14 protein-coding genes are annotated in these 15,839 nt (G+C 60.2%); 11 read left to right on the forward strand and 3 right to left on the reverse strand.

The features are described 5' to 3' along the window. Positions 1-57: 57 nt before the first annotated feature. Positions 58-966 carry an oxygen-dependent tRNA uridine(34) hydroxylase TrhO gene (trhO, locus tag EWR20_RS03650; protein WP_129359078.1) on the forward strand — a complete coding sequence of 303 codons (909 nt, stop codon included), beginning with the start codon at positions 58-60 and terminating at the stop codon, positions 964-966. Here trhO and EWR20_RS03655 read toward each other — a convergent pair. Further along, positions 963-2,054 (reverse strand): glutathione S-transferase C-terminal domain-containing protein, encoded by a 1,092-nt coding sequence (locus EWR20_RS03655; RefSeq protein ID WP_129359080.1) that lies wholly within the window; start codon positions 2,052-2,054, stop codon positions 963-965. The two genes, trhO and EWR20_RS03655, sit on opposite strands and share 4 nt — an antisense overlap. 63 nt (positions 2,055-2,117) lie before the next feature. On the opposite strand from EWR20_RS03655, the gene EWR20_RS03660 reads away from it, so the two are divergent. The 5 genes from EWR20_RS03660 (at position 2,118) to proC (ending at position 9,668) form a co-directional block, all read left to right on the forward strand. Continuing rightward, the gene (locus EWR20_RS03660) at positions 2,118-3,770 is read left to right on the forward strand and encodes a DUF7059 domain-containing protein (protein ID WP_238147546.1); all 1,653 of its coding nucleotides are present in this window, start codon (positions 2,118-2,120) and stop codon (positions 3,768-3,770) included. Between the two features lie 201 nt (positions 3,771-3,971). Further along, positions 3,972-6,821 (forward strand): type I DNA topoisomerase, encoded by a 2,850-nt coding sequence (gene topA, locus EWR20_RS03665; protein WP_129359084.1) that lies wholly within the window; start codon positions 3,972-3,974, stop codon positions 6,819-6,821. Position 6,822: 1 nt separating this feature from the next. Continuing rightward, entirely contained in the window at positions 6,823-7,806 is a 984-nt protein-coding gene (locus EWR20_RS03670; protein WP_129359086.1) for a Ppx/GppA phosphatase family protein, read from the forward strand. Positions 7,807-7,838: 32 nt separating this feature from the next. Beyond that, positions 7,839-8,639, forward strand: a complete 801-nt coding sequence (locus EWR20_RS03675; protein ID WP_129359431.1) for a sugar phosphate isomerase/epimerase family protein — start codon at positions 7,839-7,841, stop codon at positions 8,637-8,639. 177 nt (positions 8,640-8,816) lie between these two features. Further along, on the forward strand, positions 8,817-9,668 hold the full coding sequence (proC, locus tag EWR20_RS03680) for a pyrroline-5-carboxylate reductase (RefSeq protein WP_129359088.1): 852 nt from the start codon (positions 8,817-8,819) through the stop codon (positions 9,666-9,668). Between the two features lie 71 nt (positions 9,669-9,739). Here proC and EWR20_RS03685 read toward each other — a convergent pair whose 3' ends face one another. Both EWR20_RS03685 and EWR20_RS03690 read right to left on the reverse strand, forming a co-directional pair. After that, a complete protein-coding gene (locus EWR20_RS03685; protein ID WP_129359090.1) occupies positions 9,740-10,408 on the reverse strand; it encodes a potassium channel family protein in 669 nt (222 codons plus the stop codon). Next, positions 10,401-11,810, reverse strand: coding sequence for a TrkH family potassium uptake protein (locus tag EWR20_RS03690; protein ID WP_238147547.1), 1,410 nt, complete (start codon positions 11,808-11,810; stop codon positions 10,401-10,403). Before EWR20_RS03690 ends, EWR20_RS03685 begins: the two co-directional genes overlap by 8 nt. A gap of 160 nt (positions 11,811-11,970) precedes the next feature. Here EWR20_RS03690 and EWR20_RS03695 point away from each other — a divergent pair, with 160 nt between their 5' ends. The 5 genes from EWR20_RS03695 (at position 11,971) to EWR20_RS03715 (ending at position 15,778) form a co-directional block, all read left to right on the forward strand. Beyond that, positions 11,971-13,143: an acetoin utilization protein AcuC gene (locus tag EWR20_RS03695; RefSeq protein WP_238147548.1), complete on the forward strand. Its 1,173-nt coding sequence runs from the start codon at positions 11,971-11,973 to the stop codon at positions 13,141-13,143. Positions 13,144-13,239: 96 nt separating this feature from the next. Further along, positions 13,240-14,064: an ArsR/SmtB family transcription factor gene (locus EWR20_RS03700; protein ID WP_129359094.1), complete on the forward strand. Its 825-nt coding sequence runs from the start codon at positions 13,240-13,242 to the stop codon at positions 14,062-14,064. A gap of 61 nt (positions 14,065-14,125) precedes the next feature. Then, positions 14,126-15,091, forward strand: coding sequence for a FadR/GntR family transcriptional regulator (locus EWR20_RS03705; protein WP_129359096.1), 966 nt, complete (start codon positions 14,126-14,128; stop codon positions 15,089-15,091). Positions 15,092-15,272: 181 nt separating this feature from the next. Next, complete coding sequence (locus EWR20_RS03710) at positions 15,273-15,371, forward strand: 30S ribosomal protein bS22 (RefSeq protein ID WP_003792170.1); 99 nt, start codon at positions 15,273-15,275, stop codon at positions 15,369-15,371. 101 nt (positions 15,372-15,472) lie between these two features. Further along, on the forward strand, positions 15,473-15,778 hold the full coding sequence (locus tag EWR20_RS03715; RefSeq protein WP_129359098.1) for a glutaredoxin family protein: 306 nt from the start codon (positions 15,473-15,475) through the stop codon (positions 15,776-15,778). The last annotated feature ends 61 nt before the right edge of the window (positions 15,779-15,839 follow it).

Below are 15,839 nucleotides of genomic sequence, written 5' to 3' on the forward strand. Positions count from 1 at the left end.
GAGCATCGGGCCGAAGATCACGCTCACCACGGGGCGGGCATCGCCTAAAATACTTTCGTGGCTCTTTCTCGCATCGTTCTCTATTACCAGTTCACTCCCATCGCGGACCCCGAGTCCGTCGTGCTCTGGCAACGCGCTCTCTGCGAAAAATGGGGGCTGAGAGGTCGTATTCTCGTATCCGAACACGGCATCAATGGAACCGTCGGCGGTGAGATCAGCGCGGTCAAACAATATGTCCGCACCACTCGGCAGTTTTCCGGATTCCGGGACATGGAATTCAAATGGTCCGACGGTGGTGCCGAGGACTTCCCTCGGCTTTCCGTCAAAGCACGCGAAGAGATCGTGGCGTTCGGCGCCGCGGACGAACTCAAGGTGGACGAGAACGGCGTCGTCGGGGGAGGAACCCACTTGAGCCCGGAGCAAGTCAACGAACTCGTCGAGCAGAACGGGGACGATGTCGTCTTCTTCGACGGCCGGAACGCGTTCGAAGCTCGCATCGGGCGATTCAAGAATGCGGTGGTGCCGGACACGCGAACCACGCACGACTTCCTGGCCGAGCTCGAATCCGGAAAATACGATGACCTCAAGGACAAAAAAGTTGTCACGTACTGCACCGGTGGGATTCGTTGCGAGATCCTTTCGGCCCTCATGAAAAATCGGGGGTTTGAGGACGTCTATCAGATCGACGGCGGAATCGTTCGCTACGGCGAGAAATTTGGCGACGCGGGGTTGTGGGAAGGTTCCCTCTACGTTTTCGACCAGAGAATGCACATCGAGTTCTCCCCGGAGGCCGTGATGATCGGTCGTTGCGAAGCCTGCGGATCAGCCTCGAACAAGTTCGAGAACTGCAGTAATCAGGACTGCCGGGAGCTTATTCTCTTGTGCCCTGACTGTGCGGCGAAGAACCTCACCTGTCCCAGCGGCTGCGCCACCGCCCGCCAGGGCCGGCAGACCTCCTCCGTTTAGGCGCTGACGGGATAGAGCGGGTTGTGACCCGCCGCAACCTTCTCGTCTGCACGAACCGGCCCGGGCGGCGTCGCTCCGTTCTCGGTGTCGAACGGGCTTCCGCCGAGACGTTCCCGTCCATGATCGGTCAGCCAACCGGAGGTATCAGGGCCTACGGGCACAATGCCCGTCGGATTGATGTCTCGTTGCACCCCGTAGTAATGCTCCTTGATCTGCTCGAAGTCGACCGTGTCGCCGAAGCCGGGCGTTTGGAAGAGATCGCGTGCGTACCCCCACAGGTTCGGCAAGGTTGAGAGCATTTGCCGGTTCGCCTTGAAATGCGAAAAATAGACGACATCGAATCGCGCCAGGGTGGTGAACAACCTGACGTCAGCCTCGGTGATGTGATCGCCCATGAGGTAACGCCGGGAGGACAGGCGCTCTTCAAGCCAATCCATCGCGGTCCAGAGCCTCCGATAGGCTTTCTCGTACGCTTCTTGCGAGCCCGCGAAGCCGCAACGGTACACGCCGTTATTCACTTCGGTGAAGACGCGTTGCATGACTTCACGCATCTCCTCCTCGAGTTCTTCGGGCCACAGATCCGGGGCACCTTCGCGGTGGAACGCGGTCCACTGCTTCGAAAAATCCTCGGTGATCTGCGGGAAGTCGTTGGTGACCACTTTTCCCGACGGGACGTCCACGATAGCGGGGACCGTGATGCCCCGGGGGTAATCCGGGTAGCGCGCGAAGAACGCCTGTTGGAGCCTTTCGATTCCCAGCACCGGATCCTTACCGTCCGGGTCCAATGTAAATGTCCAGGAACGGGCGTCATGTGTCGGTCCGGGCATGCCGATCGATAAGGCGTCTTCCAGACCGAGAAGCCTGCGGGCGATGATCGTTCGGTTGGCCCACGGACACGCGCGTGCCGCAATCAGGCGATAACGTTCTGCTTCAACCGGCCAAACCCCACGATCGCGGTCTTCGGTTCCAGCGGGCAGGTCCGTTCCATCAAGAATCCGGTCCTCGATGTAGTTGGTGTCCCGGGTGAATTCTTCTCCTTGGGTGACATAGGACCCACGAGTGGAATGGCTATCTTGGTTCTGTTCCATAGTCCCACTATGCCCCCGAATGGTTGCTCCGTAAACCAATTCTGCACCTCGTATGCTAGAGGTGTGACTTCACAACCGGAATTCTCTCGCGTGCCCGAAACCCCTTACAGCTATGACGGCACGGCCGTGGAAAGCCTCGCTGAGGCGTTGGCCGCGGTCGATTTCTCTTATGAGGGGATCCTTTCCCTGTTGGGGGACGGAGCGTTCGAAGCAATGGTCAGGGAACAGGTGGTTCCGGCCAAGCACCGGATCCGGCAGATTTTGAGCGGACGAGCCTCCGCGAAACCAGGCCGGCGGAGACTTGCAGGTGTCGTCGATTTCTTCATGCTGGGAGGAGCTGCGAGCGCTGAGGCTCTCGAGGCGACCCTGGGCGAGGGTGCCTATGACGTACTCGATCGTCTCAATCTACTGATCCCGGAGTCCGCACCGGCACATCAAGGCTCCTCCATGTTCCGCGCGGCCTTCGACCTGCGACCGCATTCGGCCGACGACGGAACCGACCTCTGGGTCGTCTCCGATCTGGGCGCGCACCAGACCGATGGGGTGTTGCCTCGTGATTACGTTCTGGGCGTGGGACAGGCTTCCCTCACGTTGGCTCAGTTCACAGAGCGCCGGCCCGTGGACAAGGCCTTGGACCTCGGCACAGGGTGCGGAATTCAGGTGTTCCATTTGCTGGGGCACTGCCGTCACGTGACCGCGACCGATATCTCCTCACGGGCTCTAGGGATCACACGCTTCAACCTCGTCCTCAACGCACCGGCTTTGGGCATTGACCCGGATAACCTGGAGGAGCGAGTGAGCTTGCGCCTCGGAAGTCTGCTCGAGCCCGTCCAAGGGGATCGCTTCGACCTCGTCGTGTCGAACCCGCCGTTCGTCATCACGCCTCGGCGCGAGAGCGAAGGAGAGAATGATCGTTTTACCTACCGCGACGGCGGATTGCCGGGGGATGACATCGTCTCGACCCTAGTGCGCCGGATTCCGCAGGTTCTGAACCGCGACGGACGAGCGCAGATGCTGGGCAACTGGGAAATTCTGGAAGACGCTCACGAGGAAACTGGGAAACAGTCCTGGGACCTGCGCCCGAGGGAGTGGCTGCCTGATGACTGTGAGGCCTGGTTCATCCAGCGCGAAGAGACCTCGCCGGAGCAGTACGCGGAGACTTGGTTGCGTGACGCCAGTCAGAATCGCGACCCGCAGGCATTCGAAGAAGCTTATCTGGACTATATGCGGGACTTCTCGACAAGGGGAGTCGTCTCCATCGGGTTCGGGATGATCTGGCTTCGACGGCCGACCGGAACGCCCTCGGTTCTACGATTCGAGAAAATAGAGCATCCTATCCAACAACCGATCGCGCCCTTCGTGACCAGAGCCATCGAGGCCCAAGACACTCTCGCCCCACTGAGCGACAACGAACTTCGTGCGAGTCACCTGTCGGTTGCCGACGACGTGACCGAGGAGCGGCATCAAAGGCCCGGTTCCGAGCATCCGGGAGTAATTGTGCTCAGGCAGGGAGCCGGGTTGCGTCGGACCGAGCTTCTCTCGACCGAAGCCGCAGGTTTCGTCTCGGCATGTGATGGTGAGTTGACGGCCGGTCAGATCATCGACGCGCTCGCGGCGTTGCTCGACTGGGAAGCACCGGACGCCTCAGTTGCCCTCTTGTCCCATGTCAGACGAATGATCGAGGGTGGGTTCCTCGACTTCCACGAGGCAGGGTGAACCTCTGCGCCCCAAGAAAAGTGGGTTGGGTGACCAAGCCGATTGCGAGGGCCACGGCACATTACGCAAACCGGTAGCGTGGTCCGAGAACCCCTTGGCGGAGAGAGGCGTATCTCACCGTGTCTGTGGATACGTGACGAGCCGTCTCATTTCCTCGGCTATTGTGGGGGCGTATCCACCAGATCGGACACAAGGAGCGACGTGCCAACACAGGCCAAGGGCAAGACGACCGGTAAGAGTCTCCTCATTGTGGAGTCTCCTTCCAAGGTCAAAACCATCGGAGGTTACCTAGGGGACGCGTATATCGTCGAGTCCTCAATGGGACACATCCGGGATTTGCCCCAGCCTTCCGAGCTGCCCGCCGAGCTGAAGAAGACTCCGGTCGGCAAATTCGCCGTGGACATCGATCACGGCTTCGCGCCGTATTACGTCGTCAACCCTGACAAGAAGAAAAAGGTTACCGAGCTCAAACGGTTGCTCAAAGAGTGCGACGCTCTGTACCTCGCAACCGATGCGGACCGCGAAGGCGAGGCCATCGCCTGGCATCTTCTCGAAGTGCTCAAGCCCAAGGTTCCCGTGCATAGGGTGACTTTCCCTGAGATTACTCGGGAAGCAGTCGAACGCGGATTCGAGAACGTACGAGACATCGACGATTCTCTCGTGGATGCGCAGGAAACGCGGCGTGTGCTCGACCGCATCTATGGTTATGAACTCTCGCCAGTGTTGTGGCGCAAAGTTTCTCAGGGACTGTCCGCCGGACGTGTTCAGTCTGTCGCGACCAGGCTCGTCGTCGAGCGGGAGAGGGAACGGATGAAGTTCCGTTCGGCGCAGTACTGGGATTTGGCCGGCCTTTTCGAGACCAAGTCGTCCGAGAGATTCAAGGCGAAGCTCTCATCCCTCGACGGGATGAGGGTCGCAACGGGTAAGGATTTCTCTGATTCCGGCGATTTGAAGTCGGCCGCCCGCGCCAAGGTCGCCCACCTCGATGAAGAAGCGGCACGCGGGCTGGTTTCCGCGTTGGAAGGCTCGGAATTCTCGGTTTCGTCGGTCGAGACTAAACCGTATACCCGCCGCCCGGCCGCGCCGTTCACGACGTCGACCCTCCAGCAGGAAGCGGCCCGCAAGCTTCGTTTCTCCTCGCGGTCCACGATGCAGGTTGCCCAACGCCTGTACGAGAACGGGCACATTACATATATGCGTACCGACTCGGTGGCATTGTCCGATCAGGCGATCAACGCGGCGCGTAATCAGGCCACTGAACTCTACGGCTCAGAATACGTACCGTCGAAGCCACGCTTGTATGCCTCGAAGTCGAAGAACGCCCAAGAGGCGCACGAGGCCATTCGACCGGCAGGGGACTCTTTCCGCACTCCGTCGGCGGTCAAGTCCAAGCTTTCACCCGATGAGTTCAGGCTCTACGAGCTGATCTGGAAGCGGACCGTCGCATCGCAGATGGCTGACGCCAAGGGGCAGACGGCTTCCATCAAACTCGAAGCGCAGACCAGCGACTCGCGCACGGCGGAATTCTCCGCCTCGGGTACGGTCATCACCTTCCGTGGCTTCATGGCCGCATACGAGGAAGGCAAGGACGCCGCCCGAGACGCAGACGATGCGAAGGACGGCGACGACAAACGCCTGCCCAAATTGGTCGAGGGCGATGTGCTGACCGGCCGCGATATCGAGGCCAACGGACACGAGACCTCACCTCCGCCCCGATACACCGAAGCGTCTCTGGTCAAGGCCATGGATGAGCTGGGAATCGGTCGGCCCTCGACCTATGCCGCTGTGATCTCGACGATCATGGACCGCGGTTACGTGAACAACCGCTCGGGTTCCTTGGTGCCATCGTGGACGGCGTTTTCCGTGGTGCGACTCCTCGAAGAACATTTCTCGCGTTATGTGGACTACGAATTCACGGCCGAGATGGAAGACGATCTGGACAGAATCGCCCGGGGCGAGGAACAAAGGGTCGATTGGCTCACGGGTTTCTATTTCGGCAACGACGCCGAAAGCGGTCTCAAGCCGATCGTGGAAAATCTCGGAGAGATCGACGCCCGTGCGGTGAACTCGATCGAGATCACCGACGGCGTGACCTTGAGAGTCGGCCGTTACGGTCCGTACCTGGAGACCGGCGGCTCGGTTGATGAAGAGACTGGCGAAGTCACGGATCCGATCCGCGCCAACGTCCCGGCCGATCTTGCCCCGGATGAACTGACCGCTCAGAAGGCTGCCGAGCTCATCGAACAGGGCAAAGCCGACGGACGTGAGCTGGGAACAGACCCCGAGAACGGACGGACGATTTTGGCGAAGGACGGTCGGTTCGGCCCTTACGTCACCGAGGTCGTTCCTGAACTTACCGAGGAAGAGCTGGCCAACCAACCGGTCGAGTATTACAAGAACGGCAAGCCGAAGCCGCCGAAGAAACCCAAGAAGGAGAAACCCCGGACAGCTTCACTTCTGAAGTCCATGTCTCTTCAGACGGTCACACTCGAGGACGCGCTCAAATTGCTCTCCCTGCCGCGTGTCGTGGGCAAGGACGAGGAAGGCACGGAAATTACCGCCCAGAACGGCCGGTATGGTCCTTATCTCAAGAAGGGCACGGACTCGCGTTCGCTGAGTACGGAGGAGCAGATCTTCTCGATCACTCTCGACGAAGCGCTCGCGATATACGCACAGCCCAAGCAGCGTGGGCGCGCAACCGCCAAGCCGCCTTTGGCCGAGCTGGGCAAGGATCCGAGCAACGAGAAACCGATCGTGATCAAGGACGGGCGGTTCGGGCCGTATGTAACGGACGGGGAGACCAACGTCACGGTTCCCCGCTCGGAGACCATCGAGTCCATGACGCATACGCGAGCCGTAGAACTACTTGCGGAGAAGCGAGCCAAGGGGCCGGCGAAAAAATCCACCGCGAAGAAGTCGACCGCCAAGAAGTCGACGTCGAAAAAGACTCCGGCTGCCAAGAAAACGACGGCATCCAAGAAGACTTCCGCTGCGAAGAAGTCGACGCCCTCCCGTTCAGGATCCAAGACAGTGAAATCAGAGGAGAACTGAGGTGAGGCTCTCGGTTCTCGACGTGGGGTCGAATACGGTTCATCTGCTCCTGCTCGATGTGCGCCCGGGCTCACGTCCAGAACCGTACGCCTCCCACAAAATGCCGCTTCAGCTGGTGCAGTACTTGGATCAGAACGGTGATATCTCCGACGCAGGACGGGACGCGCTGACCAAGTTTGTCACCGAAGCGCGTGATTTCGCTGCTGACCACGACGCCGAGGATCTCTTGGCATTTGCCACATCGGCTATCCGAGAAGCCGGCAATGGAGGAGAAGTCCTGGACCATGTGAAGTCCTCGACTGGAGTCAACCTCACGGAGATTTCCGGTGACCAGGAAGCCGCGATCACTTACTTCGCGGTGCGTCGTTGGCAGGGATGGGGCGCCGGCAGGATCCTGGATTTGGATATCGGTGGAGGGTCCTTCGAGATGGCCCTCGGTATCGATGCCTTGCCGGATGTCGCGGTATCTACCCCGCTTGGTGCTGGTCGCTTGACTCGACAATTCATTCACCATGATTTGGCAAAGCCCAAAGAGATCAAAGCGTTGCGCAAACACGTCAAGGAGACGCTCAGGCCGGCCGTGGAGACGGTGAAGAAAGCGGGGTCTCCGAATATGGTCGTGGGCACGTCCAAGACCTTCAGATCACTGGCCCGTATCTGCGGCGCCGCCCCCTACGCGGCCGGTCCGTACGTCAAACGCGAATTCCATCTCGAAGACCTTCGTCTGTGGACCAGGAGGATGGAAGCCATGACACCCCACGAACGATCCGATCTGCCTGGAGTCTCGTCCAAGCGCGCAGCCCAAATCCTGGCGGGCGGAATCGTCGCGGAGACGGCGTTGGACATGTACGGGATCAACACCATGCGTTCGGTTCCCTGGGCACTGCGAGAGGGCCTGATCCTGCGACGAATGGATCGGCTCAATTCCCAAGATTCGGCGGCTATGGTTGACCCGAAGTCATTGACGCCGAACAAAAAGGAGTAAGTGCCGTGGAGGAATCGGTTTCCGGGAGGGCCATGGAAGGTGCAATGAAGCTGCCTCAGCGACCCGTGGCCCTGTCGACATCATCGGTCTTTCCATTGGGCGTCAAAGACACTTTCGCGATCGCGCGAGATCTGGGCTACGACTCCGTGGAGATCATGATTACCGGCAATCCCTTGAGCCGTGATCCCGACGAACTTCTCGATTACGTGCAGGAATACCAGCTGCCCATCTCGGCGATCCACGCGCCCACACTTTTGCTGACGCAACACGTCTGGGGCGACGCGTGGAACAAAATTCGTCTCGCCGCGAAGATGGTCAGGCGCGTCGGTGCGGACGTCATGGTGGCCCATCCGCCGTTTGTTTGGCAGAGGAGATACGCCAAGGGGTTTCCGGAGGGTGTACGTCGCATCTCGGACAGTGAAGGCGTGAAAATCGCGGTTGAAAACATGTATCCGTGGCGCTTCGGAGGACGAGAAGTTCTGATGTACGCCCCGCACTGGTCCCCTCTCGGCCAGAACTACGAGTGGGTGACCTGGGACTTCTCCCATGCCGCGGCGTCTGGGACGGATTCGCTGGAAGCAGTTCGACAGCTGGGTGACCGTCTGGGCCACGTGCACCTGACCGACGGCTCCGGCAAATCGGTGATGGACGAGCACGCCCGCCCCGGTCATGGGACTCAACCGGTTGCTCAGACCCTGCATCACTTGGTCGAGACCGAGTGGGAAGGTGTGGTCGCGGTCGAGGTTTCCACGCGCAAAGCCAAAAATGCCGGTGAGCGAGACGAATGGTTGTCTGAAACCCTCGAATTCGCTCACCGGCACTTGGGGAAGTAGGGGTCCTCACCCCTGAAATCCGCTTATCACTCGCACCTATGAGGTACTGACAACGTTAAACGCTTCGGATGTGCACCGACTTGGTTGCGTCTCAAGGTCCCCTGGGAATGAAAGTCTGTGTTGGCCTTCGCTAACGTAGAGGAAGAACGAACGACCGCAACCTCACAGGAGGACCAAATGTCCGAGCCCATCATCGCCTTCTTGGGAACGGGATCCATGAACGGCTCAATCATGTCCGGGTTGCTCGCCGGTGGCACCGACCCGAAGCGGGTCCGTGCGACCACCCGTTCCGTTGAGAGCGCTCGCAAGCTCGAGGAGTCACTTCCGGAAGACCAACGGGCAGTCGCCATCTATTCGGGTGAGGACAGCGATTCCGCCAACCTCGATGCCGTCGAGAACGCCGACGTCGTCCTGCTCGGCGTCAAACCGAAGGGCATTCTGGATCTGGCGGCCGAAATCAAGGACGCCCTCAAAGATGAGGCCTTGGTCATCTCCGTCGCGGCCGGAATCGACCTGTCGATGCTGGAAGGCCAGTTGCGAGATGGCCAGCCGGTCATCCGATCCATGCCCAACACGCCGTCTCGTGTCGGACGCGGTGTGATCGCTTTGGCCCCCGGCACGCACTGCACTGCGGAGCAGCTCAATCTGGCCCACGATGTTCTCAAGAACTCTGGCACCGTGATCGACGTCGAGGAAGATCAGATCGATGCGGTCACCGGCGTCTCGGGTTCCGGTCCGGCTTACGCCTTTTTCCTCGCTGAAGCGATGCAGAAGGCCGGTGAGTCCATGGGTCTCGACGCCGAAACCGCTCGTCTCCTCGCCAAGGAGACGGTATCCGGTGCCGGCGAATTGCTCCACGCCGACGATGCCGACCCCGAAGCGCTCCGTAAAGCAGTGTGCAGCCCCAACGGAACCACGGAGCGGGCCATCGATGTCTTCGCGGACGGGGGGCTGATCGAGCTGACGGAGAAGGCCGCAAAGGCCTCGGCACACCGAAACGCCGAAATGGTTGAGGAATTCCGTCGGTGACCTCTTCCGGTTGCTGACCCACGACGCCGCCTTGGGCTCCCGGACCGGGGCGGCGTCTACCGGGTGGGAAGCTAAGGGCGAGCCGCGAAGCGTTCGATCAAATCGACTTGGCCCGAGACGATCAGCACATCGCGCGAGGTGACTTTAGTGCGCGCCGTCGCATACGTGAATTCCTCGCCCGGCGATTTCACACCGACAATGGTCACGCCATAACGGTTCCGGACATCCGATTCCTGGAGCGTGAATCCGTGGGTTTCCTTGGGCGGGTACATTTTGACGATCGCGAAATCGTCGTCGAATTCGATGTAATCCAGCAAGCGGCCGGAGACGAGGTGTGCGGTACGTCGACCCGCGTCGGCTTCGGGGAAAATCACGTAGTGGGCCCCGATGCGAGAGAGGATCTTGCCGTGGGCCGGGGTGATCGCCTTGGCCCAGATTCTCTCTATACCGAGGTCCACCAGGTTTGCCGTGATGAGAACGCTCGACTCGATCGAGGTTCCTACGCCCACGACGGCCGAGGTGAAGTCTCCCGCTCCGACCTGACGCAGGGCATCGATGTCCGAGGCGTCCGCTTGGATTACGTGGGTAAGAAGCCCGGACCAACGCTGGACCATATCCGGATCCCGTTCGATGGCCAGGACCTCTTTGTTCTGACGCCTGAGTTGCTGCGCCGTGGCGGCGCCGAAGCGTCCCAACCCGATGACCAGAACCGGGGCGTTGTGAGGTGAACGATCAGCCAATGATGGGCCTCTCTTCCGGATACTTGTACAGACGGCTGCGAGTCCTCAGCGCCAAACCCGTGGCCACGGTAATGGTTCCGAGACGGCCGATGAACATCAGGACGGACAGAACGTACAATCCCGCGGCCGGTAACTCTGACGACAATCCTACGGACAGACCGCATGTTGCGTAGGCAGAGATGACCTCGAAGAGGATCTCGTCCAGCGGATGATTCGAGATCAGCATCAGGGCCGCCGTACCGAGCATGACGATCGTTGCGCTCATCATGACCACCGAAATGGCAATGCGCAGAACGGTATCGGGAATAGTGCGACGGAAAGCGATCACATGCTGGTCTCCTCGTGCTTCGGCGACGATAGCGATGAAAATGACGGCCATTGTGGTGATCTTGACGCCGCCTGCGGTCGAACCCGATCCGCCTCCGACGAACATCAACAGGTCACTGAGGAGCTTGGTGATCGAGTGCGTCTGGTCCATGTCGACGAGGTTGAACCCGCCCGAACGCGTCATGACCGAGGCGAAGAAAGAGTGAAGGAGGCGTTCGCCGACGCCTTCGTTGCCAATCGTGTCCCGGTTGTTCCATTCCGAAGCACCCCAGAGGATCGACCCGAAGACGACGAGCAGCAGGGAGCCGAAGACCGTGATGCGAGCATTGAGGTTCCAGTGCCTCAATCGCAGGCCGAACATCCTGACGACGAGGATCACGGGGAATCCGAGGGACCCGACCCAGACGCCCGCGCAGAGCGGAAGAAGAATCCACCAGTCGTTGCCGTAGGGTACGAGTCCATCTGTGTGCGGTGTGAAACCCGCGTTGTTGAACGAGGATATACCGTAGAAGATTCCGTGCCACAGAGCTTGCTGAAGGTTTTCCCCGAGGGTCATCAGTCGCAGAGTCAGGATAGCGGCAATCGTCGCCTCAATGCTGGCCGATGTCAGGACCACGGTGCGTAGGAGAGATCCGACCTCTCCGAGCTTCCCCTGCTTGCTCGTAATGCTGAGTCCTTCTTGGGCAAATAGCTTCGTGCGCAGTCCCAATTTGCGTCCCAGCGCCATCGACAGCAAAGACGTCATGGTGAGCGTGCCCAAACCGCCGATCTGAACGCCCAGAAGAATGACGAACTGCCCGAAAAGAGTCCACTGGGCCGAGGTCGTGAGAGTGGTCAGGCCCGTGACCGTGACTGCTGACGTCGCCGTGAACGTTGCCTGCTCCAGGGCCGGGGGATGACCCGATCTGCTCGAGACGGGCAACATCAGCAGAAGTGAGCACAACACGATCACGAGGAAGAACAACGTGATCGAAATCCGTGCGGGCGTGGTCCCGAAGATTCGGTTGACCAGGTCTTTCACCTGATCCACGGGCCGGCGAGGCTCCGCGGTCAGGGTCGTGTCCTTGCTCAGCACGCGAACTCCTGACGACGAATGTTTGACCCTACCTAGCGTAGCGGTAGGCATGATATCTGACCGGCCCGAGTACGTGACCTGCCTGCTCCCGTGCCACAATATCCCTGTGACGTCACTTACAAACTTTCAGGAAAGTGGGCAAGGAGCGGATCCGACGGCGATGGTGACGTGGGATCCCGCCATGACCTCGTATTTCTTCGGCGATTATCATCCCATGAACCCCTGTCGTCTCGATGCGACTGCGCGATTGGCCCAGGAACTGGGGCTTTTCGACCTTCCTCATCTTCAAATCGAGAGGCCCGAGATTGCCGATGACGCCGCCCTGTTGACTGCTCACTCTCGCGAGTATGTGGACACGGTCAAGGCTGTCAGTGCGGACCCGGCTCTCAAGGTTCCGGGGAGCGGACTCGACGGAGAAGAAACGCCCGGATTCTTAGGCGTCCACGAGGCCGCGGCCAGGCTCGTGGGCGGGACGCTGCGGTCGGCGTCGGCGGTGATGGCCCAAGAGGTCACGCGCGCCGTCAACTTCGGCGGCGGAATGCACCACGCGCACCGTGACCACGCGAGCGGGTTCTGCGTGTACAACGACTGCGCGGTGGGAATCCAGTACCTCCTGGACCACGGCGTCGAGCGTGTTCTCTACATCGATGTCGATGCGCACCACGGGGACGGGACCCAGAGCATCTTTTGGGACGACCCGCGCGTGCTGACCATCTCGCTCCATGAAACAGGGATGTCCCTGTTTCCGGGTACGGGCTTCGCCGCAGAGATCGGAGCCGATGGTCCTGCCACGGGAAGCGCGGTCAACGTAGCCCTGCCGACCACTGTGGCCGATGCCGACTGGCTGCGGGCCTTCCATGCGATCGTTCCTCAATTGGCACGCGCTTTCGACCCTGAAATCATCGTGTCGCAACACGGCTGTGATTCGCATTTCAAGGACGACATGACGCATATGCGGTTGAGCGTGGATGCTCAGCGCGAAGCGGCCTTGTCCATCGCCGACCTGGCGAATGAGCTCTGCGAAGACCGATGGATCGCGACCGGCGGCGGAGGATACAACTGCCTCGACGCTGTGCCCCGGGCTTGGGCGCATCTGATCGGGATCGTGGCCAATCATCCTGTCGAGACCACGACGCCCACTCCGGAGAGCTGGCGGTCCTACATCACGGAGAAGTACGGCGTCCGTGCGGCCCATATGATGGGTGACGAAGCGGACATCTGGTGGCGTTCATGGGAGATCGGGTTCGACCCGGCCGATGTCCTCGACAGATCGGTTATGGCGACCCGCAAGGAAGTCTTCCCACTCTGGGGGCTGGACCCTTGGTTTGACTGAGGAATCGACTGTCCCTGAACTGACTCAAGAGTTCTCAATGGACCCAAGCGGGCGTGTATGCATACGTCATAGGGCATACACCGTTATGGTGGAGGCATGAGCAATGACGTGTTTGCTGTGGTAGCAGACCCTACCCGCCGGCGGATTCTGACAGTCGTGAAGAACGGGCCGCACCCGGTCAACGACGTCGTCACGGAACTGGGCGTGAGTCAACCGACCGTGTCGAAGCACCTCAAAGTCCTTCGGGAGGCGGGGTTGGTGACCATGAAGGCGCAAGGGCAGAGGAGGCTTTACTCGCTGAACCCCGAGCCGCTTCGCGACCTTCGCGAATGGACGGAGGAGCTGGTCGCCGAAGAGGGCGACGCTGTGGGACCGGAGACCGGGGCCCCTGCAGAAGAAGAAAACAGTAACGAAGCCACCGAGTCGACCGCCGAATCGGCTTCTACCGAGGACCCCGGAGTGCAGGCACAGGAGAATGTTTCTGCCGGTGTCTCGGAACGCCGTGACCTCGGTCCCGAAAGAACTTCTTCACAAGCCACCCCGGCAGAACCTGACACCGTGGACGCCCATGAGGCCACAAGGCCTGCAGTCGTTAGGAAGCGCCACGGGGTTGTCTTCACCCCTCTTGCGCCTCTGAGTGCGAGTGCTCAGCCTGCGGGCGGTGACGACGTCGAGGAGTTCACCTCGGACCTGACGCCGGCCGTTATCAACCACGAGACCGAGAAGACGACCGCGGAACTGCCCGGGGGCGAACCCTCCTCGGAGAAGGAGACGGAGGGCTCGACGCAATCCACGAGCTGGGAGCCTCTGGACCCCGAAGTGCGCCGCACCAAAGGGGTCTCGGGCGCTCAACACGTGGCCGCAGAGAACAAACAATCAGGTTTTTTGGCTAATCTGTTTGCTAGAAAGCGTGGGCGATAGGAGGGGTGACCTCTCCGTCCTGGAACCTCATCGTTGACGACAGTGAAAGACTCATCACCGCATGGCTACCGACCGTAAGATCCTCCAATGGCTGGAGAACGAGCTGTTCGACGGGAACCTTGTCCTTGGGCAAGAGCTGCCGAGCGAACGCAGAATTTCTGATGCCGTCGGGGCCTCCCGCAACGCGACGCACGAGGCGCTGAAAAATCTCGAATCGATGGGCATCGTCCGGCTTTACGAAGGCAAGAGACACCAGATGATAGCGCAGCTGGTTCGTGAACCCGCCGCAAGCGCAGGTCCTGCCCTCAAACTTCATATGGCTACTGCCGAATACCCCCTGCGGGACATCGTTCACACCCGGGTATTACTCGAAACGTGGGCCCTCCGCCGTGCAGACCGAGAACACCCAGCAATGCGGGAACTCGTCAAGATCATGGACGAAATGGCTCGGGACGATCTGTCGCTCAAGGATTTTCACCACCTCGAAGTCTCTTTTCACGTCGCACTGACCCGGTTGGCCGGTAATTCGTTGGTAACAGGTCTCATCACCTCATTGAGGGACTCGATTTACGAGTACACCTTGTCGCTCGTGGGCTACGTTCCGTTGTGGTCGACGACCGCCACACGGCTGTGCGCGGAACATCGGGCGATCTACGCGGCAATCGAGGCGGGCGACAACGAACTCGCCGCTCGAATGGTCGCCGAACACATCGAGGGGCATTACCTCGAGGCCGGTGTGGACCCGGATCGTAAGCAAAGGTCTTCGGGCTCGGTCTTCGTTCAGCCGGAGACCGATGAGGACGGGGAAGTGCATCCTTTGGAGCCTTCTTCGACATTGGCGCACAGTGTCGCGGACACCAAGGAACGGGACGTGGATATGCCCGATACCGCCCCGACCGTCGCGGAAACCTTGAATTCCATGGAACCGGTCGAGAATAACGGGCAGAACGGGGGCTCCTCGTCCAGTCCTCCGACGGGTGACGGAAGGAGTTCGGACGATTCGAAGAAATTTGACTCGACCTTGTAGGGTATGGGAGGAACGTTTTCGCATTATTGGGCTTGTCTTTGCCCGCACGAAACTTTGTGAGCGAACGTTTTGACCGCAAGCCTCCGCCGTCCTCGGTACGGGGGACAAGGACGCCATCCGGTGGCTTTGCCGCGCTTGAGCGTGTCTGCCATCGATGTACGACTATCAAGGTAGGGATCCTATGGGTTCAGTTATTAAGAAGCGCCGCAAGCGCATGGCGAAGAAGAAGCACCGCAAGCTGCTTCGCAAGACTCGCCACCAGCGCCGCAACAAGAAGTAGACACTTCTTGTGCCCAGCATCTTCGGCCGCCACCTCCATAGCGCGAGGGGCGGCCGAATGCGTATCCGGACACACCCATCGACACGACTGGAGGTCACGGCATGGCCGCAGAACACGACGACGCCGCGCAAGCCGCTCGGGAGATCTCGGTTGAACTGCTCACGAGCCCTGGGTGCCATCTCTGCGAGGCGGCGAAATCCGACCTCACGGAGGTGACCGAGCCGCTCGGCATCGAATGGACGCAGATCAACGTCGAGGAACACTTGGATCTTCTCAAACAACATGCACAGGACATTCCTGTTGTCAGGGTCAACGGGATTCCGCGTGATTTCTGGCGCGTGGACAAGCGGCGCCTTGACCGGATTCTCCGCGGACTGATCGCCGGGTCCGATCCGGAAGATGTATGAGGGAAAGCTCCTTCCACAAATCCGCAATAGAATGGCCGCCGGATGCCGGATCTGCAAGACT

Origin of the sequence: Rothia uropygioeca (assembly GCF_004136585.1) — a bacterium.
GTDB lineage: Bacteria > Actinomycetota > Actinomycetes > Actinomycetales > Micrococcaceae > Rothia.

Bases quoted from the DNA above. Each gene is read 5' to 3' on its own strand.
- proC (WP_129359088.1), top strand. From the start codon at position 8,817: ATGTCCGAGCCCATCATCGCCTTCTTGGGAACGGGATCCATGAACGGC.
- EWR20_RS03655 (WP_129359080.1), bottom strand. From the start codon at position 2,054: ATGGAACAGAACCAAGATAGCCATTCCACTCGTGGGTCCTATGTCACC.
- EWR20_RS03705 (WP_129359096.1), top strand. From the start codon at position 14,126: ATGGCTACCGACCGTAAGATCCTCCAATGGCTGGAGAACGAGCTGTTC.
- EWR20_RS03675 (WP_129359431.1), top strand. From the start codon at position 7,839: ATGGAAGGTGCAATGAAGCTGCCTCAGCGACCCGTGGCCCTGTCGACA.
- EWR20_RS03715 (WP_129359098.1), top strand. From the start codon at position 15,473: ATGGCCGCAGAACACGACGACGCCGCGCAAGCCGCTCGGGAGATCTCG.
- EWR20_RS03695 (WP_238147548.1), top strand. From the start codon at position 11,971: ATGGTGACGTGGGATCCCGCCATGACCTCGTATTTCTTCGGCGATTAT.
- EWR20_RS03710 (WP_003792170.1), top strand. From the start codon at position 15,273: ATGGGTTCAGTTATTAAGAAGCGCCGCAAGCGCATGGCGAAGAAGAAG.
- EWR20_RS03700 (WP_129359094.1), top strand. From the start codon at position 13,240: ATGAGCAATGACGTGTTTGCTGTGGTAGCAGACCCTACCCGCCGGCGG.